The sequence below is a fragment of the Salmonella enterica subsp. enterica serovar Typhimurium str. LT2 genome (genome assembly GCF_000006945.2).
Taxonomy (GTDB): Bacteria; Pseudomonadota; Gammaproteobacteria; order Enterobacterales; family Enterobacteriaceae; genus Salmonella; species Salmonella enterica.
This window is the reverse complement of the sequence record NC_003197.2, coordinates 643,986-670,284: the sequence shown is the minus strand read 5'-3', so window position 1 is coordinate 670,284 and position 26,299 is coordinate 643,986. Positions and strand designations below refer to the sequence as shown.

General features: G+C 55.0%; 22 protein-coding genes and 28 other annotated features. Of the genes, 9 read left to right on the top strand and 13 right to left on the bottom strand.

The genetic code is table 11. The features are described 5' to 3' along the window. The first annotated feature begins 262 nt into the window (after window positions 1-262). Window positions 263-268: a ribosome-binding site (putative RBS for dsbG; RegulonDB:STMS1H000934), on the top strand. From dsbG to ybdM, 4 genes are all read left to right on the top strand, one after another. After that, window positions 263-1,020 (top strand): periplasmic disulfide isomerase, thiol-disulfide oxidase gene (dsbG, locus tag STM0607; protein ID NP_459599.1). Within the gene, window positions 274-1,020 belong to an annotated coding region; the region does not span the whole gene. (Overlaps the previous feature by 6 nt.) A gap of 303 nt (window positions 1,021-1,323) precedes the next feature. Then, window positions 1,324-1,329: a ribosome-binding site (putative RBS for ybdO; RegulonDB:STMS1H000933), on the top strand. Next, window positions 1,324-2,239, top strand: a protein-coding gene (ybdO, locus tag STM0606; RefSeq protein NP_459598.1) for a putative LysR family transcriptional regulator. Within the gene, window positions 1,337-2,239 belong to an annotated coding region; the region does not span the whole gene. It overlaps the preceding feature by 6 nt. Before the next feature lie 148 nt (window positions 2,240-2,387). Beyond that, window positions 2,388-2,393 (top strand) — a ribosome-binding site (putative RBS for ybdN; RegulonDB:STMS1H000932). Next, window positions 2,388-3,640 (top strand): putative 3'-phosphoadenosine 5'-phosphosulfate sulfotransferase (PAPS reductase)/FAD synthetase gene (gene ybdN, locus STM0605; protein ID NP_459597.1). Within the gene, window positions 2,405-3,640 belong to an annotated coding region; the region does not span the whole gene. Its footprint overlaps the feature before it by 6 nt. After that, window positions 3,596-3,601 (top strand) — a ribosome-binding site (putative RBS for ybdM; RegulonDB:STMS1H000931). Its footprint overlaps the gene before it by 6 nt. Continuing rightward, window positions 3,596-4,230 (top strand): putative transcriptional regulator gene (gene ybdM, locus STM0604; RefSeq protein NP_459596.1). Within the gene, window positions 3,613-4,230 belong to an annotated coding region; the region does not span the whole gene. The genes ybdN and ybdM overlap by 45 nt, the downstream gene beginning before the upstream one ends. On the opposite strand, the gene ybdL is transcribed toward ybdM, so the two are convergent. Continuing rightward, the gene (gene ybdL, locus STM0603; RefSeq protein ID NP_459595.1) for a putative aminotransferase occupies window positions 4,231-5,409 on the bottom strand. Within the gene, window positions 4,231-5,391 belong to an annotated coding region; the region does not span the whole gene. It lies immediately after the preceding gene. Then, window positions 5,404-5,409, bottom strand: a ribosome-binding site (putative RBS for ybdL; RegulonDB:STMS1H000930). Its footprint overlaps the gene before it by 6 nt. A 94-nt stretch (window positions 5,410-5,503) precedes the next feature. After that, window positions 5,504-5,509, top strand: a ribosome-binding site (putative RBS for ybdH; RegulonDB:STMS1H000929). Here ybdL and ybdH point away from each other — a divergent pair. Further along, the gene (ybdH, locus tag STM0602) for a putative glycerol dehydrogenase (RefSeq protein NP_459594.1) occupies window positions 5,504-6,606 on the top strand. Within the gene, window positions 5,518-6,606 belong to an annotated coding region; the region does not span the whole gene. Its footprint overlaps the feature before it by 6 nt. A gap of 35 nt (window positions 6,607-6,641) precedes the next feature. Here ybdH and ybdD read toward each other — a convergent pair. From ybdD to entC, 7 genes are all read right to left on the bottom strand, one after another. After that, the gene (ybdD, locus tag STM0601; RefSeq protein ID NP_459593.1) for a putative cytoplasmic protein occupies window positions 6,642-6,846 on the bottom strand. Within the gene, window positions 6,642-6,839 belong to an annotated coding region; the region does not span the whole gene. Further along, window positions 6,841-6,846 (bottom strand) — a ribosome-binding site (putative RBS for ybdD; RegulonDB:STMS1H000928). Its footprint overlaps the gene before it by 6 nt. A 56-nt stretch (window positions 6,847-6,902) precedes the next feature. Next, the gene (cstA, locus tag STM0600) for a carbon starvation protein (protein NP_459592.1) occupies window positions 6,903-9,021 on the bottom strand. Within the gene, window positions 6,903-9,008 belong to an annotated coding region; the region does not span the whole gene. Beyond that, window positions 9,016-9,021 (bottom strand) — a ribosome-binding site (putative RBS for cstA; RegulonDB:STMS1H000927). Its footprint overlaps the gene before it by 6 nt. Window positions 9,022-9,189: 168 nt before the next feature. Then, window positions 9,190-9,617 (bottom strand): putative protein PaaI, possibly involved in aromatic compounds catabolism gene (gene ybdB / locus STM0599; protein ID NP_459591.1). Within the gene, window positions 9,190-9,603 belong to an annotated coding region; the region does not span the whole gene. Further along, window positions 9,606-10,374, bottom strand: a protein-coding gene (entA, locus tag STM0598; protein NP_459590.1) for a 2,3-dihydro-2,3-dihydroxybenzoate dehydrogenase. Within the gene, window positions 9,606-10,361 belong to an annotated coding region; the region does not span the whole gene. Before entA ends, ybdB begins: the two co-directional genes overlap by 12 nt. Then, window positions 9,612-9,617, bottom strand: a ribosome-binding site (putative RBS for ybdB; RegulonDB:STMS1H000926). (Overlaps the previous gene by 6 nt.) After that, the gene (gene entB / locus STM0597) for a 2,3-dihydro-2,3-dihydroxybenzoate synthetase, isochorismatase (RefSeq protein NP_459589.1) occupies window positions 10,361-11,232 on the bottom strand. Within the gene, window positions 10,361-11,218 belong to an annotated coding region; the region does not span the whole gene. Before entB ends, entA begins: the two co-directional genes overlap by 14 nt. Continuing rightward, window positions 10,369-10,374 (bottom strand) — a ribosome-binding site (putative RBS for entA; RegulonDB:STMS1H000925). (Overlaps the previous gene by 6 nt.) After that, window positions 11,227-11,232, bottom strand: a ribosome-binding site (putative RBS for entB; RegulonDB:STMS1H000924). Its footprint lies within the gene entB. Beyond that, window positions 11,232-12,853 (bottom strand): 2,3-dihydroxybenzoate-AMP ligase gene (gene entE / locus STM0596; protein NP_459588.1). Within the gene, window positions 11,232-12,842 belong to an annotated coding region; the region does not span the whole gene. The genes entB and entE overlap by 1 nt, the downstream gene beginning before the upstream one ends. Then, window positions 12,848-12,853: a ribosome-binding site (putative RBS for entE; RegulonDB:STMS1H000923), on the bottom strand. (Overlaps the previous gene by 6 nt.) Further along, the gene (gene entC, locus STM0595; protein NP_459587.1) for an isochorismate synthetase, enterochelin biosynthesis occupies window positions 12,852-14,073 on the bottom strand. Within the gene, window positions 12,852-14,027 belong to an annotated coding region; the region does not span the whole gene. Before entC ends, entE begins: the two co-directional genes overlap by 2 nt. After that, window positions 14,031-14,036: a ribosome-binding site (putative RBS for entC; RegulonDB:STMS1H000922), on the bottom strand. Its footprint overlaps the gene before it by 6 nt. Continuing rightward, window positions 14,038-14,046: a -10 signal (putative -10_signal for entC; RegulonDB:STMLTH004688), on the bottom strand. Next, window positions 14,065-14,073: a -35 signal (putative -35_signal for entC; RegulonDB:STMLTH004688), on the bottom strand. Before the next feature lie 85 nt (window positions 14,074-14,158). Further along, window positions 14,159-14,167 (top strand) — a -35 signal (putative -35_signal for fepB; RegulonDB:STMLTH004687). Between entC and fepB the strand changes: the two genes are divergently transcribed. Further along, the gene (fepB, locus tag STM0594) for a ferric enterobactin (enterochelin) transporter (RefSeq protein ID NP_459586.1) occupies window positions 14,159-15,292 on the top strand. Within the gene, window positions 14,336-15,292 belong to an annotated coding region; the region does not span the whole gene. It overlaps the preceding feature by 9 nt. Beyond that, window positions 14,178-14,186 (top strand) — a -10 signal (putative -10_signal for fepB; RegulonDB:STMLTH004687). (Overlaps the previous gene by 9 nt.) Next, window positions 14,324-14,329 (top strand) — a ribosome-binding site (putative RBS for fepB; RegulonDB:STMS1H000921). Window positions 15,293-15,354: 62 nt before the next feature. On the opposite strand, the gene ybdA is transcribed toward fepB, so the two are convergent. Continuing rightward, window positions 15,355-16,610 (bottom strand): putative POT family transport protein gene (gene ybdA, locus STM0593; protein ID NP_459585.1). Within the gene, window positions 15,355-16,599 belong to an annotated coding region; the region does not span the whole gene. Then, window positions 16,557-16,565: a -35 signal (putative -35_signal for fepD; RegulonDB:STMLTH004686), on the top strand. (Overlaps the previous gene by 9 nt.) Between ybdA and fepD the strand changes: the two genes are divergently transcribed. The 3 genes from fepD (at window position 16,557) to fepC (ending at window position 19,497) form a co-directional block, all read left to right on the top strand. Then, window positions 16,557-17,717 (top strand): ferric enterobactin (enterochelin) transporter gene (gene fepD / locus STM0592; RefSeq protein ID NP_459584.1). Within the gene, window positions 16,710-17,717 belong to an annotated coding region; the region does not span the whole gene. The genes ybdA and fepD overlap by 54 nt on opposite strands. After that, window positions 16,573-16,581, top strand: a -10 signal (putative -10_signal for fepD; RegulonDB:STMLTH004686). It overlaps the preceding gene by 9 nt. Then, window positions 16,605-16,610, bottom strand: a ribosome-binding site (putative RBS for ybdA; RegulonDB:STMS1H000920). Beyond that, window positions 16,697-16,702, top strand: a ribosome-binding site (putative RBS for fepD; RegulonDB:STMS1H000919). Further along, window positions 17,701-17,706, top strand: a ribosome-binding site (putative RBS for fepG; RegulonDB:STMS1H000918). After that, window positions 17,701-18,706, top strand: a protein-coding gene (gene fepG, locus STM0591; RefSeq protein ID NP_459583.1) for a ferric enterobactin transporter. Within the gene, window positions 17,717-18,706 belong to an annotated coding region; the region does not span the whole gene. The genes fepD and fepG overlap by 17 nt, the downstream gene beginning before the upstream one ends. After that, window positions 18,686-18,691 (top strand) — a ribosome-binding site (putative RBS for fepC; RegulonDB:STMS1H000917). It overlaps the preceding gene by 6 nt. Next, window positions 18,686-19,497, top strand: a protein-coding gene (gene fepC, locus STM0590; protein NP_459582.1) for an enterobactin transporter. Within the gene, window positions 18,703-19,497 belong to an annotated coding region; the region does not span the whole gene. The genes fepG and fepC overlap by 21 nt, the downstream gene beginning before the upstream one ends. A 52-nt stretch (window positions 19,498-19,549) precedes the next feature. On the opposite strand, the gene fepE is transcribed toward fepC, so the two are convergent. From fepE to fes, 4 genes are all read right to left on the bottom strand, one after another. Then, window positions 19,550-20,699 (bottom strand): ferric enterobactin (enterochelin) transporter gene (gene fepE, locus STM0589; RefSeq protein ID NP_459581.1). Within the gene, window positions 19,550-20,686 belong to an annotated coding region; the region does not span the whole gene. After that, window positions 20,694-20,699 (bottom strand) — a ribosome-binding site (putative RBS for fepE; RegulonDB:STMS1H000916). (Overlaps the previous gene by 6 nt.) 236 nt (window positions 20,700-20,935) lie before the next feature. After that, window positions 20,936-24,831, bottom strand: a protein-coding gene (entF, locus tag STM0588) for an enterobactin synthetase, component F (nonribosomal peptide synthetase) (protein ID NP_459580.1). Within the gene, window positions 20,936-24,820 belong to an annotated coding region; the region does not span the whole gene. Continuing rightward, window positions 24,817-25,043, bottom strand: a protein-coding gene (gene ybdZ, locus STM0587; RefSeq protein ID NP_459579.1) for a putative cytoplasmic protein. Within the gene, window positions 24,817-25,035 belong to an annotated coding region; the region does not span the whole gene. Before ybdZ ends, entF begins: the two co-directional genes overlap by 15 nt. Then, window positions 24,826-24,831, bottom strand: a ribosome-binding site (putative RBS for entF; RegulonDB:STMS1H000915). (Overlaps the previous gene by 6 nt.) Next, window positions 25,038-25,043: a ribosome-binding site (putative RBS for ybdZ; RegulonDB:STMS1H000914), on the bottom strand. Its footprint lies within the gene ybdZ. Before the next feature lie 22 nt (window positions 25,044-25,065). Further along, the gene (gene fes / locus STM0586) for an enterochelin esterase (protein NP_459578.1) occupies window positions 25,066-26,290 on the bottom strand. Within the gene, window positions 25,066-26,280 belong to an annotated coding region; the region does not span the whole gene. Continuing rightward, window positions 26,285-26,290, bottom strand: a ribosome-binding site (putative RBS for fes; RegulonDB:STMS1H000913). (Overlaps the previous gene by 6 nt.) Window positions 26,291-26,299 lie beyond the last annotated feature (9 nt).

Below are 26,299 nucleotides of genomic sequence, written 5' to 3'. Positions count from 1 at the left end.
GGCGGCCCCATTACCTGAACTACCCGTAGGTAACTTCAGAGCCAGTACGACTCGTCTTGCAAATTACAGACGTATTGTCTGCAACTCGAAATCCATAGCGTATATGCTGGCTAAGTGTTGCGCTCTACATTACCTTAACAAAGGCTGTAACAGCGAAAAGGATTACATCACCCCAGCACAGAAAGGGCAATCCTGGCACGCCAGCTCTTACCTATGTCTGTGATAGGCATCATCATTAATACTCTTTTCGCTTTGATATTAAAAGGAAAAAATATGATTAAACGTACATTGCTGCTTGCTATGCTGCCCATTCTCGCCCACGCGGAAGAACTGCCTGCGCCGGTTAAAGCCATTGAAAAACAGGGTATAACTATCCTGAAATCCTTCGAGGCGCCGGGGGGCATGAAGGGCTATCTCGGAAAGTATCAGGATATGGGCGTCACGATTTACCTGACGCCGGACGGTAAACACGCGATTTCCGGCTATATGTATAATGAAAAAGGCGAAAATCTTAGCAACGCCCTGATAGAAAAAGAGATCTATGCACCGGCCGGACGTGAAATGTGGCAGAAAATGGAAAAAGCGTCATGGATACTCGACGGTAAAAAAGACGCGCCGGTGGTGCTGTATGTCTTCGCCGACCCTTTCTGCCCCTATTGTAAGCAGTTTTGGCAACAAGCTCGTCCGTGGGTCGAATCCGGCAAGGTACAATTACGCACATTACTGGTCGGCGTGATTAAACCGGAAAGCCCGGCCACAGCCGCAGCGATTTTAGCCGCGAAAGACCCGGCGAAAACCTGGCATGACTATGAAGCCTCCGCAGGAAAGATGAAGCTGGAAGTTCCGGCGTCCATCCCCCCGGCGCAGATGAAAGTCATTAATCAGAATCAGCAGCTAATGGACGATCTTGGCGCTAACGCGACGCCAGCAATTTATTACATGAATAAAGATAAGATTTTGCAACAGGTTGTGGGTTTACCGGAAAAAGCGCAACTGGACGCCATGATGGGGCAGCCTTAACGCAGAAATTAGCAAAGCTGGAGCTTAACCGTACCACGCCCGATAGCGCTACGTTTGTCGGGCCAACCTCTGACTGGCATTAACGCGACGCCAGACCAGCATGTCATCCGACACAGCCTTTTTAGACTAACGGCGTGGTTATAAAAGTGTACGTTATGTCCGCCTTTACTGTAATTATTTACTCGCTAAAATATTCATAACTGTGGTATTTTAGTTTAAATAAACTCTACATTAAGTTTAATAAACATAACTCTGGTAAATTATTGAGATTAAGTCATAATCATGGAAGATACCATGATAATGCCGGGAACATACTATGGCTAACCTTTACGACCTTAAAAAATTTGATCTTAACCTGTTGGTTATATTTGAATGTATCTATCAACATTTAAGCATTAGCAAAGCAGCAGAAACACTCTATATTACACCTTCTGCCGTAAGCCAGTCATTGCAACGCCTGCGCACGCAATTCAACGACCCTCTATTTATTCGTTCAGGCAAAGGAATTACGCCTACCGTAACAGGCATTAATTTACATTATCATTTAGAAAATAATCTTAACAGCCTGGAACAAACTATTAATATAATGAATCAGTCCAGCCTGAAGAAAAAATTTATTATCTACAGCCCACAGCTGTTGATCACCCAATATGTGATGAAATTAGTTAAATATATCCGCAAAGATCCACAGGTTGAAATTGAACATCACGACATTTTGACCACTGACGAACTGCCTGAAGATCTGCTTGCCTACCGCAAAGCAGATATTGTGGTTTCAATGGCCCCACTGAATAATCGTTCTATTGTTTGTACTCACTTTAATAGGCTAGAATGCATCCTGGTTTGCAGTGAAAACCATCCCCGACTAGGCGACACCGCCACTATCGACGAAATTCTACAAGAGTCATTTACGCAACTCGTCTCCCGGGCAACCGGTATGAAAGAATATCATTCACTTATGGATGATGTGCTGGGGGAAAGAATAATTGGTTTCAGAAGCAAATCGCTGATGACCATCGCCAACTCTATCAGCTCCACGGAGCTTATTGGTTTTTTACCACAAACATTTTTTGACTATTACTCTTCCTCTATCAAACTTAAAAAAGTCACCATACCTTTTACCATTGCTCCCATACAATTCTATCTTATGTATAATAGGGCTTCGCTGAATAATAGCGGATTTGCTGAGCTCATTGAGCACATCACAAAAAAACATTAATAAGAAGGTCAGATAACGGATATTAATATAAATTTAATGTATATGTTTATGGAATATATTTATTTTACAAATATAATAAAGCATTGCAAGTTCATCTAATCTGCTTATCCTTTATGTTAATTATTTCGAATATACTGTAGTTAACACATCGGAGACTATCCAGAGATGTCGGTTTATAAAGTTCCGCTCGAGCAAAATGTTCTGGAAGCGGCTCAAGAGCGTATAATGTGGACCCTGGAAACCTTACCCCGGGTCTGCGTCTCATTTTCTGGTGGTAAAGATTCAGGACTTATGTTGCACCTGACGGCAACGTTGGCGCGCAAAATGAATAAAAAGATCCATGTTCTCTTCATTGACTGGGAAGCGCAATTCTCCTGTACCATCACCTATATTGAATCGTTACGTGAATACTACGCGGACGTTATTGAGCGTTTTTATTGGGTCGCATTACCCTTAACCACACAAAATTCCCTTTCACAATACCAGCCGGAGTGGCAGTGTTGGCAGCCGGGTACCGACTGGGTACGACAACCGCCAGAAGATGCGATTACCGATCCGGCCTTTTTTTCCTTTTATCAACACGGCATGACCTTTGAACAGTTCGTTCGCGATTTTGCCGACTGGTTTTCAGAAAAACGTCCTGCCGCTATGCTGGTCGGTATTCGTTCCGACGAATCCTATAACCGATTTGCCGCTATCGCTAACTCGCATAAGCTGCGCTTTGCCGACGATAAGCCCTGGACCACGTTAGCCCCTAAGGGGCACACCTGGTATATCTATCCCATCTATGACTGGAAAACCGCAGATATCTGGACCTGGTTCGCCAAAACAGGTAAACCATGTAACCCTTTGTATAATTTGATGTATCAGGCTGGAGTACCGCCCCGTTACATGCGTATTTGCGAACCGTTCGGCCCGGAACAACGACAGGGGTTATGGCTGTATCATGTTATCGAACCTGAGCGCTGGGCGGCCATGTGCGCCAGAGTCAGCGGCGCACTCAGCGGAGGAATATACGCCGGACAAGACAGCCATTTTTACGGCCACCGGAAAATTTTAAAACCCGATCACCTTAACTGGGAAGAGTACGCGCTGCTCCTGCTACACAGTATGCCTGAAGTCACTGCCGAACATTACCGTAATAAAATCGCCGTTTATTTGCAGTGGTATAAGAAAAAAGGCATGCACACCATTCCACAAACGCAGCATGGCGATATCGGATCGCGCGATATTCCGTCGTGGCGACGGATCTGCAAAGTATTACTGAACAATGATTACTGGTGCCGGGCGCTGTCATTCAGTCCGACAAAACCTAAGAATTACCAGCGTTATAACGAACGTATGAAAGCTAAACGCCAGGAATGGGGGATCTTATGCAACACCGACTCACAACCGAAATAACTCACTTTCTCTCTGAACTGCCTGAAGAGGAGAGGATCGCCGCCATTAATGAATTTAGAATGGCGATACATAGCGTTAGTCCTTTTCGCGATGAGCCTGTCGATTGTGTCCTGTGGGTGAAAAACGATCATATTTCACCTAATGACTACAACCCGAATAACGTTGCGCCGCCGGAGAAAAAACTGCTGCTTAAATCGATTGAACAAGATGGGTTTACTCAGCCGATCGTGGTGGTAAAGGCCAATACGGAGGAGTACGAGATTGTAGACGGTTTTCACCGTCATGAGCTGGGCAAAGGAAAAGCGGCCCTGAAAAGGCGTCTGAAAGGCTACCTGCCGATAACGTGTCTGGACAGAGAACGTCACGAACGCATGGCGGCAACCATTCGGCATAACCGCGCGCGCGGGCGCCACCAGATCCACGCCATGTCAGAAATCGTGCGCGAACTTTCTCTGCTAGGCTGGGACGAGAGCAAAATCGGCCAGGAGTTAGGTATGGACGCCGATGAAGTCCTGCGCCTGAAACAGATCAACGGCCTGCAGGAGCTTTTTGCAGACCGTCGATTCTCCAGAGCGTGGACGGTTAAATAACTACAGTTTACACAGGCGCTCTGCGGCGGCCAGCAGCGTTGATTCCTGTTTAGCGAAACATAAACGTATAAGCTGATGCGGGAAAGGGGCGGCGCAAAAGACAGAGAGCGGAATAGCGGCGACACCGACTTCTTCGGTTAGCCACTGACAAAACTCAACGTCATTTAGCGTCGACACTGCGCTGTAATCGATTAACAGAAAATAGGTACCTTCACAGGGCAGCACTTTTAATCGGCTTTGCGCCAGCGCGTTAACCAGCACATCGCGTTTTTTCCGGTAAAAATCGGGTAACGCGCGATAGTGTTCCGGCGCGGCGCGCAGCATATCCGCCAGCGCCAGTTGCGCCGGCGTATTGACGCAAAACGTCAGGTACTGATGAACTTTGCGTATTTCGGCGCTAATGGCCGCAGGCGCAACGCAGTAACCAATCTTCCATCCTGTCATATGAAAGGTTTTACCAAACGATGAAACGGCAACCGCCCGCTCTCGTAACTGAGGGTGCGCCAATACGCTGGCATGACCTTCGGCGGCAAAACAAATATGTTCGTACACTTCATCGCTTAACACATAAATTTCCCGCTCGCCGATAGCCTGCCACAGCGCCTCGATATCCGCCTGACGCCAGACGGTAGCGGTGGGATTATGCGGCGTATTGAGGATCACCAGTCGCGTGCGCTCGCTAAGCAACGCCGAAAACGCCTGCCAGTCGACGCGAAAATGCGGCGGCGTAAGCGCTATGCGTTTTAACACGCCGCCGGAGAGCGCCACGGCTGGGGCATAGCTGTCGTAACTGGGATCGAAACAGATAACCTCATCCCCTGCCCGCACCAGCGCGGTAATCGCCGCATACAGCGCTTCTGTCGCGCCCGCTGTGACGGTGATATCACTGACGTCATCGGGTCGATAACCATATATTTCCGCCGTTTTATCGGCAATGGCCTCCCGCAGCGCCTGCGCCCCCGTCATCGGCGCATATTGATTCGCGCCCTGCGCGACATGATAAGCCAACCGCTCGTGCAAATAACGAGGACCATCAAAATCAGGGAAGCCTTGCGATAAATTTATTGCCTGATGTTTCTGCGCCAGCGCGCTCATTTGCGTAAAAATCGTGGTACCAAGATTTGGCAATTTGCTTTTTGGAATCAGTGGGTTATTTCTCATTATCTTCATACCCGCCAGTGATGTGGTTGTTGACACACTATCACAGGGTGTTAGTATTTGGCAATCAAGACGTTTAGATGTCTAAATATAATAACAACGGTGAGAAGACCCTAAGGACAACACAACATGAACCACACTGAGATCCGCGTCGTTACCGGCCCGGCGAATTATTTTTCCCATGCAGGAAGCCTCGAAAGACTGACCGACTTTTTCACGCCGGAACAGCTTTCCCACGCCGTTTGGGTGTACGGCGAACGCGCGATTGCCGCCGCCCGGCCTTACCTGCCGGAAGCGTTTGAACGTGCTGGCGCAAAGCATCTGCCGTTTACCGGCCATTGTAGCGAACGCCATGTTGCCCAACTGGCGCACGCCTGCAACGACGATCGTCAGGTGGTGATAGGCGTCGGCGGCGGCGCGCTGCTCGATACCGCCAAAGCGCTCGCCCGCCGTCTGGCGCTGCCGTTTGTCGCTATCCCGACAATCGCGGCAACCTGCGCCGCCTGGACACCGCTTTCCGTCTGGTATAACGACGCGGGACAGGCGTTACAGTTCGAAATTTTTGATGATGCCAATTTTCTGGTGCTGGTCGAACCGCGCATTATTCTGCAGGCGCCCGATGACTATCTGTTAGCTGGCATTGGCGATACGCTGGCGAAATGGTATGAAGCCGTTGTGCTTGCGCCGCAGCCTGAAACATTGCCATTGACCGTAAGGCTGGGCATTAACAGCGCGTGCGCTATTCGCGATCTCCTGCTGGACAGCAGCGAACAAGCATTAGCGGATAAACAGCAGCGTCGGCTGACCCAGGCATTTTGCGACGTGGTGGATGCGATTATTGCTGGCGGCGGTATGGTCGGCGGCCTCGGGGAACGCTATACCCGTGTCGCCGCCGCCCATGCGGTACACAACGGTCTGACCGTCCTGCCGCAAACGGAAAAATTCCTGCACGGAACGAAAGTGGCTTATGGCATTCTGGTGCAAAGCGCGCTACTGGGACAAGATGACGTGCTGGCGCAATTGATTACAGCGTACCGGCGATTTCATCTGCCGGCCCGGCTTAGCGAACTGGACGTGGATATTCATAACACCGCCGAGATCGATAGGGTCATCGCGCATACCCTGCGCCCGGTCGAATCCATCCACTATTTACCGGTGACGTTAACGCCAGACACCCTGCGTGCGGCGTTTGAAAAAGTTGAATTTTTCAGAATATAGCCTGGTGACGTTGCGTTTATCAGGCCTGGCAACCCTCAGCAGCAACGCGCGCCGCCTTTTCCACCATAGCGCGCATCCTGCCGCTCGCGGAAAAATTCTTCATAGGTCATCGGCGTCTGATCCGGATGCGTTATGCGCATATGCTCAACATAGTTGTCGTAGTCTGGCACGCCAATCATCATTTTTGCGGCCTGTCCCAGATATTTTCCGGCTTTCGAAAGCGTATCGAACATCGTTGTCACCTGTCATTCAAATGCCCTCTCCTTATTCTGGAGAGGGCTATTGATGTAAAAAGATTAGTGCGCGCCTTTCGCCTGCGTCACGATCTCATCCACATTTTCCGGCATCGGCTCATACGGCGTTTCATTCGCCGTCGGTTTATCAATCTTCAGAGCGGCCAGCGCCGTCTTAATAGAGAAGACCGCCAGCACCACGACCACCACCATAAAGAAGATGGTTAGCCCGGCATCCAGACGGTTATTGAATACCAACTGCGCGAGTTGCGATTCGGTGTATTGCGGCGGAATATTGCCGCTGTCGATCATCGCCTGGAACTTATTGGCAATGGCCAGGAAGCCGATTTTCGCATCCGGACTAAACGCTTTCTGCCAACCCGCCGTCAGCGTACAAATCAGCAGCCAGGCCGTCGGCACCAGCGCGACCCACGCATAACGCTGACGCTTCATTTTGAACAGTACCACGGCGCAAAGCATCAGCGCCATACCCGCCAGCATCTGGTTAGCGATGCCAAACAGCGGCCACAGGGTGTTAATACCGCCCAACGGATCGACCACGCCCTGATGGAGGAAATACCCCCACGCCAGCACGCACAATGCCGTAGCAAGCAGGTTCGCTGGCAACGAATCGGTACGTTTCAGCCCTGGCGACACTACGCCCAACAAATCCTGCAACATAAAGCGCGCCGCACGGGTGCCCGCATCCACCGCCGTCAGAATAAACAGCGCTTCAAACAGAATGGCGAAGTGATACCAGAACGCCACATCCATCATGCCGCCCAACGCGCCATGTAAAATGTAGGCCATCCCTACCGCCAGCGTTGGCGCTCCGCCTGCGCGGGAGATAATGGATTGTTCGCCGACTTCATTGGCAATCTGGTGTAACGTATCCGGCGTGATAGCGAAACCCCAACTACTGACCACCTGCGCGGCAGAAGCTACGACATCCGCTGTCCCCGCTGGCGCCAGTACCGCCATCGGGCTATTCATCGCAAAGTAAACACCCGGATCGATAATACAGGCGGAGACCAGCGCCATAATGGCGACGAAAGATTCCATTAACATCCCGCCGTAGCCGATAAAGCAGGCCTGGCCTTCGTTGGCCAACATCTTCGGCGTCGTGCCGGAGGAGATGAGCGCATGGAAACCGGAGACCGCGCCGCAGGCGATGGTAATAAACAGGAACGGGAACAGGTCGCCCGTCCAGACCGGTCCGGTACCATCAACAAATTTGGTCAGCGCCGGCATAGTCAGCGTCGGACGCATAATCAGAATCCCGACCGCCAGACCGACAATCGTACCAATTTTCAGGAAGGTAGAGAGGTAATCACGCGGCGCGAGCAGCAGCCAGACCGGCAGTACCGCCGCGACAAAACCATAACCCACCAGCATCCAGGTAAGCTGCACGCCAGTAAAATCAAAGTACGGCGCCCAGGTTGGGCTTGCCGCCACCCATCCGCCGGAAATAATAGCGAAAATAAGAAATACCAGCCCAATGACCGACACCTCGCCGATGCGCCCCGGACGCAAATAACGCAAGTAGATGCCCATAAAAATCGCCAGTGGAATAGTGAACGCGACAGTGTACGTTCCCCACGGGCTATGGGTCAGCGCTTTCACCACGATCATCGCCAGGACGGCCAGAATGATCACCATGATCATAAAGCAGGCCACCAGCGCGATCACCCCTGCCGTCGCGCCCATCTCCTCTTTAACCAGCTCGCCAAGCGAACGCCCATCGCGCCGGGTCGAGACGAACAGCACCATAAAGTCCTGCACCGCTCCCGCCAGCACGACGCCCGCCAGCAGCCAGATCATCCCCGGCAGATAGCCCATCTGCGCCGCCAGTACCGGCCCGACCAGCGGACCTGCGCCAGCAATGGCCGCAAAATGGTGACCGAACAGCACTTTTTTATCGGTCGGGACATAATCCAGACCATCATTATGACGTACCGCGGGCGTCATACGCGTTGGGTCAACCGCCAGCACTTTTTTGGCGATATAGAGCCCATAAAAACGATACGCAATAAGATAGACACAGACCGACGCCACCACGATCCATAGCGCGTTGATCTGTTCCCCACGATTTAACGCAATATAGCCCAGGGCAAACGCACCCAATACTGAGAGCGCTGTCCAGACGAGGTATTTCCCTGATTTATTCATAGTTGTTGTCCGTTTGGGTGTTCCAGAGAGATGTTACATTTTGTTTCTATAACACCTTTACCGTAATTAACAACACAACAACATGATAAAACCGGATTGTTACCCATTTTTTACATTACAGTGTTAACCAGATCACTTCCTTTCTTCGTTAATGCTGCAATTGCATTTTACTTTGCCAGAACTATCCCATTACCGCCGTTCCCAGGCGACAGGTGCAGCAGCGCCTCCCCTGCTCGTCAAAGAGCGTAATTTCCCAGCTTTGATTCTGCCGCCCCAGATGCAGCGGCAGGCAAACGCCGCGTACTTTCCCCTGCGAGATGGCGCGGTGGTGAGTGGCGTTTAACTCGGTCCCGACCACGCACTGCCCGTCGCGGGTCATCAGATAACCCGCCATTGATCCCAACGTCTCCGCCAGCGCTGCCGATGCGCCGCCGTGTAGCAGACCAAACGGTTGATGAGTGCGGGCATCGACGGGCATTTCCGCCTCCAGCACGTCATCGCCCAGACGGGTGTAAACAATGCCCAGATGCGCCACCAGAGTGTTCTGACTGGTAGCGTTCAATTCATCCAGCGTTAAATGCCGTTTCCAGATCATCGTCAGGCTCCCAATGTTGAACCGCCGTCCACCACGATATCCTGCAAGGTAATGTGGCTGGCCAGATCGGAGGCAAGAAACAAAATGGTATTGGCTATCTCCTGCGGACGGGCGATTTTACCGAGCGGTATGCCGAGCTTAAACTGTTCGCCGAAACCGCGAATACGCTGCTGTTCGGCATCTTCACTCACCCATAACGTGCGCTGCATATCGGTGTCAGTCGAACCAGGCGACACCACATTACAGCGCACCCCGCAGCCCGCCAGCTCCAGCCCTACGGTTAGCGCCAAGCTTTTCAGCGCCGCTTTAGAGGCGCCGTAGGCGCTCATACCGATGCGCGGCGTATGCGCCGCATCTGAGGCTACGGTGACAATCGCCCCTCCCTGCTGACGGCGAAACTGCGCCATCGTCTGAGAAAACAGGTTAAATGCCCCGCCCACATTGACCGCAAACGTCTGCTGCCAGTCGTCGACGCTAAGCGCATCGGTCGCTCCCATACGCAAAATACCGGCGGCGTTGACCAGCACATCCAGCCGCGTCGTTTTTTGCAACACACGCTGGCACACCTGCGCAACCTGTGCGGCATCCGCCACATCCATGACTTCGGTAGCAAAGGGATAATTCTCTTGCGTAAATTCGCGATCGAAGCCGATCACCCGCGCCCCGGCGTCGACAAACGCCAGCGCCGTCGCGTAACCGATCCCTTTCCCCGCCCCGGTCACCCATACCGTTTTGTCTGAAAAATCAAAGCCGGTCATTACTCTACCCCGCGAGAAAGCAGCGCCCACCAGGCGTCAATGGTCGGGTTTTTCGCCAGCATCACGAAGTCGATATCGCCGTGTACTTTACGCCAGCGCGCTGCCAGCCCCATCATGCGTACTGAATCCAGGCCATAATCAATCAGGTTTTCATCATCCAGCGGCTCGTCGGTCTCATCCAGCAACGGCAGAATCAACGCCCGCAGCGCCGCTTTACTGGCAGGAACCGGCGTCGGCAGCAGCGACTCGGTCATGACGACGCGACCGGAACGCCCCGCCACATAGTTCAGCGCCATCAGATGCTCTTCCCGGCTGAAATCCGCCAGCGCATCCGCCACCATAAACGGCTTAATGTCGCGCATAAACGCATCGGTAGCGGTGGTCATACAGCCAATATGCGCATACACGCCGGTAATGATGAGCTGATTACGTCCGGTATCTTTTAACATCTGTTCCAGCGGCGAGCGGTGAAACGCGCTATAGCGCCACTTCACCAGCACCGTATCCGCCTCATCCGGCGTTAAGGCTTCTACCACCTTCTGCTGTTCCGGAGAGCGCGTCAGTCCCGGCCCCCACATATCATTGAGTAACGCGCGATCTTCATCGCTTTGCTCTTTCGGCTGAGCGGTGTAATAGACCGGGATATGATGTTCCTTACAGTACTGGCGCAGGGCGGCGATATTAGCAATCACCTGGTCCATCATTGGGCAGTTGCGGCCCCAAAAGCTGACAAAGTAATCCTGCATATCGTGGATGAGCAGCGCCGCGCGCTCCGGCTCAAATGCCCAGTTCACTTTGTTGGTCGGGATATCCAGTGCGGTGGGCAGCGCGTAAGACTGTAGTTTCGGGATTGCCATCTCTCTTTCTCCTTCAGAGCGGTGAACGTGACGCCAACCGCTGGCGTAATTGTTTTTTATCGACTTTACCAACCGGCGTCAGCGGCAGTGACGCAACGCACTCCACGCGATCCGGTAATTTAAATTCCGCCACGCCCTGCTCTCGCAGGAAACGGCGTACCTGTACCGCTCGCAGCGGCTCTTTTACCACCAGATATGCGCAACTTTTTTCTCCCAGCAGTTCATCTTCCATGCTGACCAGCGCCGCATGGATCACCACCGGGTGGCGCAGTAACAGGTTTTCTATCTCTTCGGCGGCTATCTTCTCGCCGCCCCGATTGATCTGATCTTTTTCACGCCCGTGAACGGTGATGTAACCGTCTTGATCAATGGAGATCAGATCGCCGGAACAGTAAAAACCGTTGGCGTCAAAGGCGCTGGCATTGTGTAGCGGACTGTTGAAATAGCCGCGAAAAGTATAGGGGCCGCGCGTCATCAGACGACCAATCTCGCCCGGCGGCAGTGGATTCCCGTCGGCATCCGCCACCCACACTTCGTCGTCCGGACACATGGGTCTTCCCTGGGTATTGATAATCCGTTCCGGACTATCGTCCAGCCGGGTATAGTTCACTAACCCTTCCGCCATACCGAAGACCTGCTGCAACTGACAGCCAATTTCAGCCGGAATACGGGCGGCCAGCGTCGCAGAAAGCCGCGCGCCGCCGACCTGCAATAACCTTAATGACGCCAGCGGCGCATTGCCGCCCCACTCCTGGATAGCCTGTAGCCATAGACTGACCGCGGGCGGCACCAGCGCTGTGGCATTAATCTGGTGTTTTTCGATCAGCGGGAAACAGAGCGTGGCGCTGGGATCGGTCGCCAGCACTACCGTTCCTTTGGCAAGAAAGACGCCCAGCGCGCCCGGCGAACTCATGGCGTAGTTATGCGCGGCGGGAATCGCGCACAGAAAACGCGTATCCTCGTTGAAACCGCAAATCTCATTGCTGCGGCGCACGCTGTAGTAATAGTCGTTATGGGTACGGGGAATAAGCTTTGGCGTGCCGGTAGTACCGCCGGAAAGCTGAAAGTAGGCCACTTCGTCAGCAGGTGATGGCGTGGCAGTGAAATCTTCCGCCGCCTGCCGCATCGCCGCGTCCAGGCTGTGATCGCCGTCGTCGTTGCGCAATAACACCACCCGCACAGAGCGGTGTTCAGCCACAAACGTGTTGAGAAAGTCCTCCCCGGCGAACAGCGTATGTTGGCGATCGGCAATCACCAGCGTCGGCGCGATCTGCATCGCATAGGCGTTAAGTTCGGTACGTTGATGGCTAAACAGCGCCAGAACGGGCGCTACGCCAAGCTTCAACAGGGCGAAAAAGGTGATATACAGTTCCGGTACATTCCCCAGTTGTACCAGAGCGGTTTCGCCAGGTTTGATGCCCTGACGGCGTAAACTGCAGGCCAGATTATCTGCGGCCTGGTTGAGCTGGCGATAGCTGAATGCGCGCTCGCCTTCAATGACCGCCGTCTTGTCGCTGTCAGCGTGGCGGGTCAGAATATCGGTCAACGGCACGTCTTGCCAGTAGCCTTTTTCACGATAACGGCGGGCAAATTCATCCGGCCAACGGGTGAAAGGTATACGCATCATCGTTCCTTAATGCAGTCCAAAAACGTTCAACATCGTAGAGAGCTTGACGCCGGTTTCCCGCCACTCGCCGACTGGCGAAGAGGCAGGGACAATCCCGGCGCCAGCGAACAGGCGCACCTGATTACCGTGCAATTTCGCACAACGAATCGTCACTACCCACTCGCCGTTTCCTTCGGCATCGCACCAGCCGACAATGCCGCCAAACAGTTCACGATCGAACGGTTCCAGTTCAGCAATCAGCTTTTTCGCGACCTGATGAGGGAAACCGCTTAACGCAGGCGTTGGATGCAGCAGACAGGCCAGCGTCAGCGCGTTTTCTCCGGCGTTGGCCTTGCCCTCAAACGGCGTACCGAGATGCCATAGCGTCGGCGTGGTGATCAACTGCGGAGAGGAAGGTAATTGCAGTTCCGTGCTGCGATCGCGCAGGATCTGCTTCATCGCCTGCGTCACCAGCTCATGTTCATGCCGATCTTTTTGTGAAGCCAGCAGTCGGTTTCCCGCCTCGCGATCCAGAACGTCATCCGGCTGTCGACGTGCCGAGCCTGCTAACGGCAGCGAACTAAACCGCTCGCCCTCTTTGCGTAGCAGCAATTCGGGGCTGGCGCCCAGCAGAACGCCGCCATCCGCCAGTGGCACATGGAAGTTGTAACTAACTGGATTCTGCGCAACCAGCCGCTCCAGCAATGCTCCGCTATCCACCGCCACATCAGTGGTGATATCTATCAGCCGGGAAAGCACCACTTTATCGACGTCTGGCGTGGCGGTCAGCATAGCCGCGCGTGCGACCATCGCTTCAAAAGCATCCTGCTCCGGAATCGCCTTTCGCGCCGTCACCGTCAGCGACTGATGGTCAGTAAAATAACGCGCCGTGCGCTGCTTTTGCTGGCGGGAAAAGGACTGCCACGCCATCGGGATAAATAGCGACGACGGCTGACGAGTATCAAAGGGGATCGCCCCCACCAGGATAGGGTTGGCGATGCCCTGCGATTTGGCCTCGGCAAACTGCTGGCGCAATTTCTGCTGGAAAGGGCTATCCGGCGAATCTCCGGCAACCGCAGGCTCGGTATAACGGGCGAAGCACCCGGAAGTGGTAAAACTGCGATACGGCGACATGAAGAAAAAGCGATCGGGAGCAAGCGTTGCCATTGTCTCCTGAGCGTCCTCGGCCAGTGACATATCCATATCATCCTCCAATGATAAAGGCTTATATACACTTCATCTTTCAAGCTGCCTCTTTGTTGGCTGCGATCAGAAACCCCGGTCACACAGTTATCTATGCCCGCGGGGATTTCTTCCCTTGCCGTTGCGATGCTTCTTGAATGATTTTGTGTATAATAATGATTATTATTTCTATTTTTAGTGCGCTAACCTAAGAGTAAAACGTCGCTCTGTCAACTCTGGTCATGAGTTAAATGGCACTAAGGCTTGCATCTCGCTGCCGCTGACATGAAAATGAGAAGCATTAACTTTATTAATAACAGGACGCTATTGTGAGACTCCCCGCCTTTTATCGTTGGCTGCTTTTAGTGGTTGGTATATCAATTTCAGGAATATCCTTAGCCCAGGACGCCGGTTGGCCCCGGCAAATCCAGGACAGCCGCGGCGTTCATACTCTGGACCACAAACCCGCGCGTATCGTCTCTACCAGCGTGACGTTGACAGGCTCGCTGCTGGCGATTGATGCGCCCGTCGTCGCCAGCGGAGCCACTACGCCGAATAACCGCTTTGCCGACGATCAAGGGTTTATGCGCCAGTGGAGCGACGTAGCAAAGGCTCGCCATGTCGCCCGGCTGTACATCGGCGAACCGAATGCCGAAACGGTCGCCGCGCAAATGCCGGATCTCATTTTGATTAGCGCCACCGGCGGCGACTCCGCGCTGGCGCTTTACGATCAGCTCTCCGCTATCGCGCCGACGCTCGTCATCAATTATGACGATAAAAGCTGGCAGAGTTTGCTCACGCAACTTGGCGAGATCACCGGTCAGGAGAAACAGGCCGCCGCGCGAATAGCGGAGTTTGAGACGCAACTGACGACGGTTAAACAGCGAATCGCCCTGCCGCCGCAGCCGGTTAGCGCGCTGGTGTATACCCCTGCCGCGCATAGCGCCAATCTGTGGACGCCAGAATCAGCACAAGGCAAGCTATTGACACAGTTAGGCTTTACGCTGGCGACATTGCCCCGAGGGCTGCAAACCAGCAAAAGCCAGGGTAAGCGCCACGATATCATTCAGCTTGGCGGTGAAAATCTGGCCGCCGGGTTAAACGGCGAATCTCTTTTCCTGTTTGCCGGCGACAACAAAGATGTCGCGGCCCTTTACGCCAATCCGCTGCTGGCGCACCTGCCAGCGGTGCAAAATAAGCGCGTCTATGCCCTGGGTACGGAGACGTTCCGTCTGGATTATTACAGCGCAACATTGTTGCTTAACCGGCTTGCCGCCCTGTTTTAGCCTTATCGGAGTCTTATCCGACTGACCAGACCGATTTGGTCAGTCGGATAAACGCCCCTTCATCAGCCAGCATCGCTAACCGGCGGCGTCTGGCGAAAACGACGTAGCTCGCCCAGCACTAACAGCAGCAACAAACCGATAATCACCAGCCCGAATCCACTCACGCTCGCGGAAGCGACCGGCGTCATCATTGCGCCAAGACCGCCTAACAGCGCCGCGCCGATAGCGTCTCCCGTGACGTTTTGCGCGGTCCACAGGCCGTTCATTCGCCCCAGCATATTTTCCGGCGTCTGGGTTTGCAGCAGAGTGTATTGTAATAACGAACTGATGGCGCTAAGCCAGCCAAATAGCGCCAGACAGATAACACCAGCGATCCAGACCGGCATGATGGCGAACAGCCCCACCGCCAGAAAAGAACCGACTGTCGAAACCAGCATAATGAGCCCCGGACGAACGCTATGCGCCAGTTGTCCGCTGGTCAGCGCGCCAATGGCCGCCCCCAGCGGAATTGCCGCATACAGCAAACCAATTTGCGCCGCCGACATTTGCCAGCTCATCGCCAGCGCCGGATAGAGGACGCGTACCGCGCTTGCCATCGTCACCAGGCCGCCAAGCAGCGCAATACCGCCGATAAGCGGACTGGCGAGCAAAAAACGAAATGCCGCCAGTAACGCGATAAATGGATTTTCCCGCGGCTGCGGAGGAACAGGCAGTCGCGGCAGCGTCAGTAACGGCAATAGCGTAATAAACGTCCCGGCGGCCGCCAGCCCATAGTTCCAGGCTACGCCGCCGCTGGCAAGCAATATGCCCCCCAACATCGGGGAAATAACCGATCCCAGACGTACCGTCAGCATGGTAATCGCGCCGGCCTGCATCAGATTTTCTCTTCCGACCAGCGCTGGCGTCGCCGCCAGTAACGCGGTCACGCCCAGAGACGCGAAAAAGCCGTCCCACAGGCCAAGGAGATATATCGCCAGCAATGACGGTTCCGGCAGCAGCGCGTTCACGCACAGGCCAATAAAGCCAATACCGCAAGTACCGCGCGCCAGCAGAATCACCTTTTTACGTTCGTAGCGATCGGCCAGCACACCGCCCACCATTAAGCCAATAAACATGGCGCCGCCGGTTAACGTTACCGACAGCCCTACCTGCCAGGTGGAGTGCGTCATCATTTGGATCTGTACCGGAACCGCCACGCCAAGCAGCCCCAGCGAGACAATAGAGATAAAACGGGCCAGAAATACTGCGCGAAATGCAGGGTGCGTCTTCAACAGGCTGAGATTGAGCAGCCAGGATTGTCGATTCATTACAACGCCTTAATGCGAGTTTTTTTAAATATCCATTCAATGGCTGCACATGCTAACATAACCAAATAAGATAGATAACGATAATTACTATCATTATCAGGGAAGTTACTATGTCATGCTCGTTTTCCGTGACGCGCGCGTTTGCCGTGCCCGGATTGTTGTTATTACTGAGTCTCGCCGCGGTTTTAAGCCTGGTCATTGGCGCGAAACCGCTGCCCGCCGCCGTCGTGCTGGAGGCGTTCACCGGCGTGTGCCAAAGCGCCGATTGCACCATCGTCCTGGATGCGCGTTTGCCGCGTACGCTGGCCGGATTACTGGCAGGCGGCGCGTTGGGCCTCGCCGGGGCGCTCATGCAAACACTCACTCGCAACCCGCTCGCCGACCCGGGGATTCTGGGCGTTAACAACGGCGCCAGCTTCGCCATTGTACTGGGCGCGGCGCTGTTTGGTTTCTCCACGCCGCTGGAACAGCTTTTCATGGCATTTAGCGGCGCGCTTATCGCATCACTGATTGTCGCCTTCACCGGTAGTCAGGGCGGCGGCCAGTTAAGCCCGGTCCGCCTGACACTGGCGGGCGTGGCGCTTGGCGCGGTACTGGAAGGATTGACCAGCGGCATCGCGCTGTTAAATCCAGAGGTTTATGATCAGCTTCGCTTCTGGCAGGCGGGATCGCTGGACATTCGTAGCCTGCAAACGTTGAAAGTCGCGCTTGCGCCCGTGGTTATCGCTGGGATCGTGGCGCTATTTCTGAGCCGTGCGCTGAATAGCCTGAGCCTCGGCAGCGATACTGCGACGGCGCTGGGGAGTAAAGTGGCGCGCACCCAACTTATCGGTTTACTGGCGATTACCGTCTTGTGCGGCAGCGCAACGGCGCTGGTCGGCCCTATCGCCTTTATTGGTCTGATGATGCCGCATATGGCGCGTTGGCTGGTGGGCGCAGACCACCGTTGGTCGCTGCCGGTAACACTACTGGCAACCCCTGCTCTGCTGCTTTTTGCCGATATTATTGGTCGTCTGTTAGTGCCGGGCGAACTCCGCGTATCGGTCGTCAGTGCGTTTATCGGCGCGCCGGTACTTATCTTTCTGGTACGCCGTAAATCGAGCGGAGGCGGCCTGTGATGTTTCTTTCTCGTCGGCTTATCGTAAGCTGCCTGCTTCTGGCGGCTGGCTGCTTCGCCATTGGCTTATGGAGCCTGCAAAGCGGTGCCGTGCCCCTTGAGACCGGGCAGATTATTGCCGCGCTGCTGGGCGACGCGCCGCGTAACATCACCCTTGTCGTAACCGAATGGCGACTACCGCGCGTATTAATGGCGCTACTGATTGGCGCTGCGCTTGGCGTCAGTGGCGCGATTTTTCAGTCGTTGATGCGTAACCCGCTAGGCAGCCCTGATGTGATGGGCTTTAATACCGGCGCCTGGAGCGGCGTACTGGTCGCAATGGTCCTGTTTGGCCAGCATCTTACCGCGATCGCGCTGGCGGCAATGGCGGGCGGTATCGTCACGTCATTGATTGTCTGGCTGCTCGCCTGGCGTAACGGGATTGAAACTTTCCGGCTGATTATCATCGGTATCGGCATCCGCGCGATGTTAGTCGCCTTTAATACCTGGCTTCTGTTGCAGGCGTCGCTGGAAACGGCGCTCACCGCTGGCTTATGGAACGCCGGGTCGCTCAACGGTCTGACATGGGCAAAAACCTGGCCTTCGGCGCCGCTGATTATGGTGATGCTGACAGGCGCCGCGCTACTGGTGCGTCGTATGCGGCTGCTGGAGATGGGCGATGACAGCGCCTGCGCGCTGGGTGTTAGCGTGGAGCGGTCACGCCTGATGCTGATGCTGGTGGCGGTGTCGCTCACCGCTGCGGCAACGGCACTGGCTGGCCCCATCTCGTTTATTGCCCTTGTCGCGCCGCACATCGCCCGCCGTCTTAGCGGCACAGCGCGCTGGGGATTAACCCAGTCGGCGCTGTGCGGCGCGTTATTACTACTGGCCGCCGATGCGTGCGCGCAGCAACTGTTTATGCCTTATCAGCTTCCAGTGGGCGTGGTCACCGTCAGCCTCGGCGGTATTTACCTTATCGTCTTGTTAATTCAGGAGTCCCGCAAAAAATGACCGAATCCGTAGCCCGTTTGCGCGGCGACCAGTTAACGCTGGGTTATGGCAGCTATACCGTCGCAAAAAACCTTAATGTTTCGATTCCGGACGGCCATTTTACCGCCATCATCGGCCCTAACGGCTGCGGCAAGTCGACGTTGCTACGTACGCTAAGCCGTCTGATGACGCCTGTTGACGGCCATGTCTGGCTGGATGGCGAACAAATACAGCGTTACGCCAGTAAAGAGGTGGCGCGGCGCATCGGATTGCTGGCGCAAAACGCTACCACGCCGGGCGATATCACCGTACAAGAGCTGGTCGCCAGAGGGCGGTATCCGCATCAGCCGTTATTTACCCGCTGGCGTAAGGAAGATGCCGATGCCGTCGCCAGTGCCATGCGTGCAACAGGTATCACCTCACTGGCGGCGCAAAGTGTAGACACTCTGTCCGGCGGCCAACGTCAGCGGGCGTGGATAGCCATGGTGCTGGCGCAGGAAACGTCCATCATGCTGCTGGATGAGCCGACAACGTGGCTGGATATTAGCCATCAAATTGATTTGCTGGAGTTGTTAAGCGATCTCAACCGCGAAAAAGGCTATACGCTCGCCGCCGTCCTGCATGACCTGAATCAGGCCTGCCGATACGCCACGCATTTGATTGCATTACGCGAAGGTAATATTGTCGCACAGGGCGCGCCGAAAGAGATTGTTACCGCAGAGCTTATCGAAAAAATCTATGGGCTGCGCTGTATGATTATCGACGATCCGGTTGCCGGGACGCCGCTGGTGGTACCGCTGGGGCGGCGATAGTCGCCCACACTGATGACAAAGCCGGATATCGCTATCCGGCTTTTCGGGTAAATCAGACTAACCGTTCATCTATCGCCAGCGCGTTTTCCATTTTACGCGAGACCATCGCGTGACGCAGTAATACGCCGCCGCAGGCCATCATACCGCCAATCAACGCCGCCAGGATAATAATGATGGCTTTACCCGGGCCATCTTTTTTCACTGGCAGAGACGGCGACAGTTGATATTTAAACGGGGTAAACTTCACGTCACTCACATTCATTGCCGCCAGTTGTTCAACATGGTATTGACGGTTACGCAAATCACCGTCGATCTCGGCCACGTCCGTTACCCCTTTTTCAATTTCCAGTTTGCGGGAAATACCATCCGCGCCGAGAGAAATAGAAAAATCCGGATCATCTTTTACCGCCTGACCATTGCTGTAAACCGGTCTCTTAATACCGGCGGCGTTGGCGATTTCCAGCGAATAATGAAGACGTTGAATATTGGCATCAAGCTGATTTTTGAGACGCACCCGATCCATCGCCAGCTTTTCCTGCTCATAGCGGGTTTTGATTTCCAGCTGGTTACGAATATTTTCCAGCGTCTCTTTCACGACGATATCGGAGATGTACTGAATATAGCCAGCCAGCACTTTTTGCGCTTCTTCCCGCGTCGGCGCGGTAAAACTCAATGTCCACGACGTGAATAACGACGTTTCATTTTTCTTGCCGACATTACTGTCCACCGCTTTCATTTTTTCGCTCAGCAGGACAATCGCCCGGTGAAGATCCTGCTCGTCTATTTGCGCGCCTTTTAATTGATCCATGACATACGGAGAAGAACGAAGATATTCTTCCAGCAGCGAGGGCGAGCTAAACTTTTTAATAAACAGATTAAATACGCTGCCCCGATCAACGCTTACCTCCATATCCAACACGCGCAGCGCGGTCAACGTTCTCTCCAGCCCCTGCCACTGTACCGACTCCGCCGGTGTGACAATCGCCTGGCTGGTCCATTTTTGCGGCAGCAGAAAGGACAGAAGCAACCCCACGCACGCAAAGGCGAAAACGGTAGCAAGAATACGACGTTTCGCCTGCCATAACACCTCTATAAGGCTAAACAAATCGATTTCATGACTGTTGGCGGGCGGCAGTGAATAACCTGCAAATGACTGATTTTTTTCTTGTTTTACATTAAGAGATGGCATGCCGTATGACCTGAAAACTTTATCCAATGAAAGAACACATTCCTGTCAGAGATTCTAACAGCAAGTCAGAATTATCCGAAACAATCTTTACGCGCCAGTGCCCGAAAAGCTAAATATTCGGAATTAAACTTGCCTGTAGCATGTATCACTTATGTTAAAAGAATTAATAGTTGCAATAAAAAACCCATAATAATTAGTAATTATTATGGGTTTCAGGATTTAATTTGTTAAAGGCAGAAACAACGCCCGTTATTTATTAATAAGTTCGCTGATGATGGGCCCGATAGTTTCAAAAGCGGAGGGAGAAATAATATCTACATGCGCGCACGGCTGGCGATAAATAGCCAAAGACGCTATCCACGGCGACCAGCTCTGTTCAGGCGATACGCCTTCCGGCACCGTTTTATCCGCCACAAAGAGCGTAGCATGTCCATCAAACGGTACGCTATGCGCCGTCGTCAGCAAACGGACGGCATCCGCATAATTGCCTTCAATGGCGGTAAATAAGGCGTCGGAGGCATTTCCCTGCTGCGCGGCGACAAACGCAGCGCGTTCACGTTCAATTTCCGCCAATACGTCCGGATTGAGGCCATTCGCCTCTTTTTCCCGCCAGTTTTGCGTTTCCGGCGGCCAGGTGTCCAGTAACCCCAAAAACGCCACGGTTTCGCCGCGCGCGCGCAACCGGGCGGCGATCCCTTGCGCCAGCGTCCCGCCCAGCGAATAGCCTAATAAATAATAAGGGCCATGCGGCTGCCGGGCGAGCAAAGTCGCCAGATGATGTTCACATACCTCATCAAGGGTGGTTGCGGTTTGCATAGGGCCAGCGGGGCGCGGCGACTGAATCCCCATAATCGACCACGACGGGCTGAGATAGCGTGATAATACGCTAAATTGCCAGGCGAACCCCGACGCCGGATGGAAACAAAATAACGTTGGACCATCGCTTTCACGCAGCGGCAACAGCGGCCCGAACCCCAGATTGCGCGAGCGTTCGTCATCGTCAGTATCGAGCAGCTTACTCAACTGCGCCACGTCAGACGCCACCATCACCTGCCCCGGCGTCACCTGGCGGTTAAACGTCTGGCTTAGCTGCGCGGCCAGTTTCATCGCCAGCAGCGAGTGTCCGCCCAGCGCAAAGAAATCACTTTCAACGTCGTTAATCTCACAGCCCAGCAGGCGGGAAAACGCCGCGGCGACAGCAATCTCCGTTGCGGACTGCGGCGCGCGCCCTTTCACGCGCGGCGCCAGGTCCGGCAGCGGCAGGGCTTTGCGATCCAGCTTGCCATTAGCGCTAAGCGGCAAGCTGGCAAGTTGCAACAGCACAACCGGCACCATATGCGCGGGAAGTTTTTGGCGTAATTTTTCCTGCAGCGCCGGTAAATCCAGCGGCAAACCGGAGTGCGACACCAGATAGCCGACCAGTTGCCGGGCATCCCCACCCGTCGCCGCCGCCTGATTAAAGACGCAGGCATGTGCTACCGCCTGTTCAACATCCGGCAGCGTTTGCATGACGCGGTCAATCTCGCCCAGTTCAATACGTTGACCCCGAATTTTGAGCTGATCGTCGCTGCGCCCCAGGTATTCCACCGCGCCGGAATCCAGCCAGCGCGCCACATCTCCGGTACGGTACATCCGTTCGCCTGGCGCAAAAGGATCGGCGATAAAACGGCTGGCGGTAAGATCCGGACGCCCCAGATAGCCCTGCGCCAGTTGGATACCGGTAAGATAGAGATCGCCAGCCACGCCCGGCGGCACCGGCTGCATATGCGCATCGAGAATACGTAAACCGGTATTCCAGACGGGATAACCAATCGGGATGCTGTTGCCGTCAACAGCCGCCAGCTCATCGCCACAGGCCGGATACCAGCTCACATCCACCGCGGCCTCCGTTGGCCCGTACAGATTGTGTAGCGGCGCGTTGGTTAACGTCTCCCATTCGCGGCACAGCGCCGTCGGCAGGGCCTCGCCGCTACAGAAAACGCGCTTTAAGGAAGCGCAGCTTTTCCCAGCCGACGCTGGCGTGAGCGAGGCAATAAAGGCCGCCAGCATCGACGGCACAAAATGAGTGGTCGTGACGCCGTATTGCGCAAAGAACCGCTGCATCGCGAGCGGGTCGCGGTGCGCTTCCGGTTCAGCCATCACCAGTTTCGCCCCGGCGATAAACGGCCAGAAAAACTCCCATACTGAGACGTCAAAACTGCACGGCGTTTTTTGCGCTACTACATCATCCGCCGTCAACGGATAGTGATCCTGCATCCACAGCAGCCGGTTGACTATCGCCGTTTGTCCCACCATCACCCCTTTCGGCCTGCCCGTCGAGCCAGAGGTGAAAATGATGTAAGCGGTATGATGCGGTAACGACAGCCTCAGCGGAGTGGCGTCACTGACCGGTAGCGGTTGGCTATAACACAAATATTCCATCCCCGGAATATCGTGAAAGCGCGCCAGCTGCGCCTGAGTCGTAATTAACAGTTTCGGCTGCGCATCTTCCAGCATCATTCGCAGCCGATCGTCAGGATAACCGGTATCCAGCGGCAGCCAGGCGGCGCCCGCCTCGACAATGCCATGCAGCGCTAAGGTCAGGAAAACCGACCGCGGCAACGCCACCGCCACGCTATCGCCAGGCTGAACGCCGCGTTCCCGCAGCGCGTACGCCAGCGCCACAACCTGTTCGCGCATTTCACGGTAGGTAAAGTGATAATGCGCATCTGCCAACGCGGAAGCCTCTGGCGTTTTTTGCGCCTGCTGCGCCACCAAATCGCTAAGCGTGGCGGCGGGAATCGTTACCGCCGTATTATTAAGGTGTGCTAATTGCGTTTGTTCTTCCGCCAGCAGCATTTGCGCATCGCCGCAGCGCAGCGCCGGGTTATCCGCAAACTGCGTGATAAGCGCCATCAATCGTAAGGCATGGCGGGAGAGCGTGGCATCATCGTAACGCTGTGCATTCGCCAGCAATTCAATATCCAGACCGCCGTTTTCATCCGGAAAAAGCGCCAGTTCAAGATCGTTAACCGGCCCCGTCGCCAGGGTATGGGTTTGCGCCTGTATGCCAGGAAGATCCAGATGATAATCAAACACTTTTATGTTGAGCACCGGGCCAAATAGCGGCGTCTCCCCTGCGGCTCGCCCGCTATCGCGTACAATCTGTTCGGCGTCGTAACGCTGGTGGCGGCGCATCTTCTTTAACTGCGCCGCAAGACGCTTCGCCAGCGTTGGCAGATCTTCCGTTGCATGAAGGTTAACCGCCAGCGGCAACACGTTAAGGACAGGCCCGGTCGCCGTTAACGCCGCCGAGCCCATCCGCCGCATAAAGATAAATCCGGCGGCATAATCCATTCGCCCGCATAATCGCCCCAGCCACAACGTCACCAGCGCCAGGGCAAGATCCGCTCGCGGTATCTCAGGCATGTGCGCCGCCAGTTGGCGAAACGCCCCCGCCGGCGCGCTCAATTTCATACGCAGAATATCCGCGCTCGCCGACCGCCCCGGCAACGGCGCGGCAGACATTGACGCCGGCGGCGGCAGCTCGCGGCGCTGCTGCGCCCAGAAGGCGCCGTCACGCTGCCAGGCCTCGCTCTGGCGATAGCGCTGATATTCCTCGACCACATCCGCAAAGGGGGTAAAAGGCGACTCCGGCGTAGGAGCGTCGCTCTGCCAGGCGCGATAAATCGCCGCAATCTGGCGAGTTATCGCCGGGAAGCTAAAGCCATCCACCAGCAAATGGTGATAGCGCTGATACCAATACCAGCGGGTATCATCAATGCGGATTAACTGGTGAAACGCCAGCGGCTTACCGCTATCTGCGCGCAGGTTTTGCCGTAAATCCGCCTGCATTAACGCCAGCGCCGCGTGATGCGGATCGGGCTGGTCGCGTAAATCGGCAATCGGGGGCTCGCCGAAGGTGTGCTCAGGATCTATCCATTGCCAGACCTCGCCGTTCTCTTCGGTAAAACGCATCCGTAGCGTATCCGCCTGTTGCATCCCTACCGCTACCGCTTTTGCCAGCAAGGCGGCATCCAGCTCGCCGTTCAGTTCCACATAGTGCGCCACGCTCCAGGCGGAGGGTAAATCAGAGAGTTTTTCCGCCATCCAGATCCCCGGCTGGGCGGCGACTAACGGTAAACGCTGCGTCATTTCGCCTCCTGCTTATCGGCATAATGCGCCGGATTCAGTGTTGTCCAGCGCGTATTAAGCCACTGCTGGCACGCGTCCTGCGATTGCGGTTCGCATACCACGTCCCAGCCTGCGGGAAGCGCACATGCCGCTGGCCAAAGGCTGAATTGACGCTGCGCATTTTGCAGGATGTAAAACTGTCCCTGCGGATTATCGAAGGGATTACTGAATTCCATACTCAACTCCTGTCATGGACATGTGCCCGGTTAAAGCGTGTCGATAAGCGGCTGCCAAAGCAGCATCAGCCCTTGCGTTAGCCCGCCGCGCCAGCAAAGCGCATCGTGTCCGCCGTCAACCTGACGCCAGAAAATGGACTGCTGCGAAGTATTCAGTTGGGCATAAAGCGCCTGATTCGCCTGAAACACGATCGGCTCACGCACGCCGGCTTCCAGTACGATACGCAGTCCGCGCGCGCATAATGCGCCGGTTTTCAGCCGGGTAATGACTTCCCCCTCCGGCGGGGTGATGCGATGGGGCCACCAGAACGATCCTGACTGGCTCAGTACACAGCCAAAACGCGTCGGCCAGTTCAGGCCGGCATACAGCGCCGACAGGCCGCCAAAGCTCTGTCCGGCGACCACCGTTCGTCCGGCATCATCGCTAAAAGGCGTCACGGCTCTGACTTGCGGCAACAGTTCCTGCTGCACCGCCAGCCAGAAGTCGGCATTGCAGGGCAACTCCTGGCTGCGGTGTTGAGTATCAATCGCGTCAATCAGCAGATAGACGGCACCGGGAAGCAGGCGTTGATGAGTCAGCGAGGCGAGCGCGGGCCAGACGGGCATATTTTCCGCCCAGAATTGACCGTCCAGCAGAATAGCCAACGGTCTTTCCTCCGGCGCCTCGTCTCCGGTCGTCAATATCCATACGCGGCGGGAGTTACCCAGACGTTCGCTATGCCACTGCATCATCAAAGGCGGCGAGTACGGCGTTTCAGGACGATCCCATCCCGGCTGAAGGGGCGCATCCGGCATTTCCAGCGCTGAAACCGCATGACCACGTCCTCCCCGCCAGCTTTGCGAATTAAGCGGGTCGGCAATCGCCTGCGGTAATAGCTGTCGCCAGCCTTCACGCAGCACGTTCCGATCGGGCGTTTCGCCCGGCGCAAAAGCGGCAAAAACGTCATCGCGCTCGGTAGGAATAAAACAGTAGCTGCCGCGCCAGTTAGCGCTAAGCGCCGTGCTCCAGCGCCAGACATCCGTTCCGGCAATACGCGCCATCGTCTGAGGCTGCGCGTTTTGATGATGATCGGTTACGCCAGTGATGTAGACCCAGACACGCCGTATCGGGGAGTGTGTTTCGTTTCCCTGCGGGTCGCGCCACCAAAAAGTGACCCGATAATTTCCGTCTTTTTCCCGTATCCATTCCGGCCCGGTTTTCGTCCTCCACCAGGCCTCACTTCCCGTTGCCAGCGCCTCTTTCATTATAACCCTGTGTTTATTA

Excerpts from the sequence above, each read along its gene's own strand:
- dsbG (NP_459599.1), top strand. The coding sequence starts at position 274 with ATGATTAAACGTACATTGCTGCTTGCTATGCTGCCCATTCTCGCCCAC.
- ybdO (NP_459598.1), top strand. The coding sequence starts at position 1,337 with ATGGCTAACCTTTACGACCTTAAAAAATTTGATCTTAACCTGTTGGTT.
- ybdN (NP_459597.1), top strand. The coding sequence starts at position 2,405 with ATGTCGGTTTATAAAGTTCCGCTCGAGCAAAATGTTCTGGAAGCGGCT.
- ybdM (NP_459596.1), top strand. The coding sequence starts at position 3,613 with ATGCAACACCGACTCACAACCGAAATAACTCACTTTCTCTCTGAACTG.
- ybdL (NP_459595.1), bottom strand. The coding sequence starts at position 5,391 with ATGAGAAATAACCCACTGATTCCAAAAAGCAAATTGCCAAATCTTGGT.
- ybdH (NP_459594.1), top strand. The coding sequence starts at position 5,518 with ATGAACCACACTGAGATCCGCGTCGTTACCGGCCCGGCGAATTATTTT.
- ybdD (NP_459593.1), bottom strand. The coding sequence starts at position 6,839 with ATGTTCGATACGCTTTCGAAAGCCGGAAAATATCTGGGACAGGCCGCA.
- cstA (NP_459592.1), bottom strand. The coding sequence starts at position 9,008 with ATGAATAAATCAGGGAAATACCTCGTCTGGACAGCGCTCTCAGTATTG.
- ybdB (NP_459591.1), bottom strand. The coding sequence starts at position 9,603 with ATGATCTGGAAACGGCATTTAACGCTGGATGAATTGAACGCTACCAGT.
- entA (NP_459590.1), bottom strand. The coding sequence starts at position 10,361 with ATGACCGGCTTTGATTTTTCAGACAAAACGGTATGGGTGACCGGGGCG.
- entB (NP_459589.1), bottom strand. The coding sequence starts at position 11,218 with ATGGCAATCCCGAAACTACAGTCTTACGCGCTGCCCACCGCACTGGAT.
- entE (NP_459588.1), bottom strand. The coding sequence starts at position 12,842 with ATGCGTATACCTTTCACCCGTTGGCCGGATGAATTTGCCCGCCGTTAT.
- entC (NP_459587.1), bottom strand. The coding sequence starts at position 14,027 with ATGGATATGTCACTGGCCGAGGACGCTCAGGAGACAATGGCAACGCTT.
- ybdA (NP_459585.1), bottom strand. The coding sequence starts at position 16,599 with ATGAATCGACAATCCTGGCTGCTCAATCTCAGCCTGTTGAAGACGCAC.
- fepD (NP_459584.1), top strand. The coding sequence starts at position 16,710 with ATGTCATGCTCGTTTTCCGTGACGCGCGCGTTTGCCGTGCCCGGATTG.
- fepG (NP_459583.1), top strand. The coding sequence starts at position 17,717 with ATGTTTCTTTCTCGTCGGCTTATCGTAAGCTGCCTGCTTCTGGCGGCT.
- fepC (NP_459582.1), top strand. The coding sequence starts at position 18,703 with ATGACCGAATCCGTAGCCCGTTTGCGCGGCGACCAGTTAACGCTGGGT.
- fepE (NP_459581.1), bottom strand. The coding sequence starts at position 20,686 with ATGCCATCTCTTAATGTAAAACAAGAAAAAAATCAGTCATTTGCAGGT.
- entF (NP_459580.1), bottom strand. The coding sequence starts at position 24,820 with ATGACGCAGCGTTTACCGTTAGTCGCCGCCCAGCCGGGGATCTGGATG.
- ybdZ (NP_459579.1), bottom strand. The coding sequence starts at position 25,035 with ATGGAATTCAGTAATCCCTTCGATAATCCGCAGGGACAGTTTTACATC.
- fes (NP_459578.1), bottom strand. The coding sequence starts at position 26,280 with ATGAAAGAGGCGCTGGCAACGGGAAGTGAGGCCTGGTGGAGGACGAAA.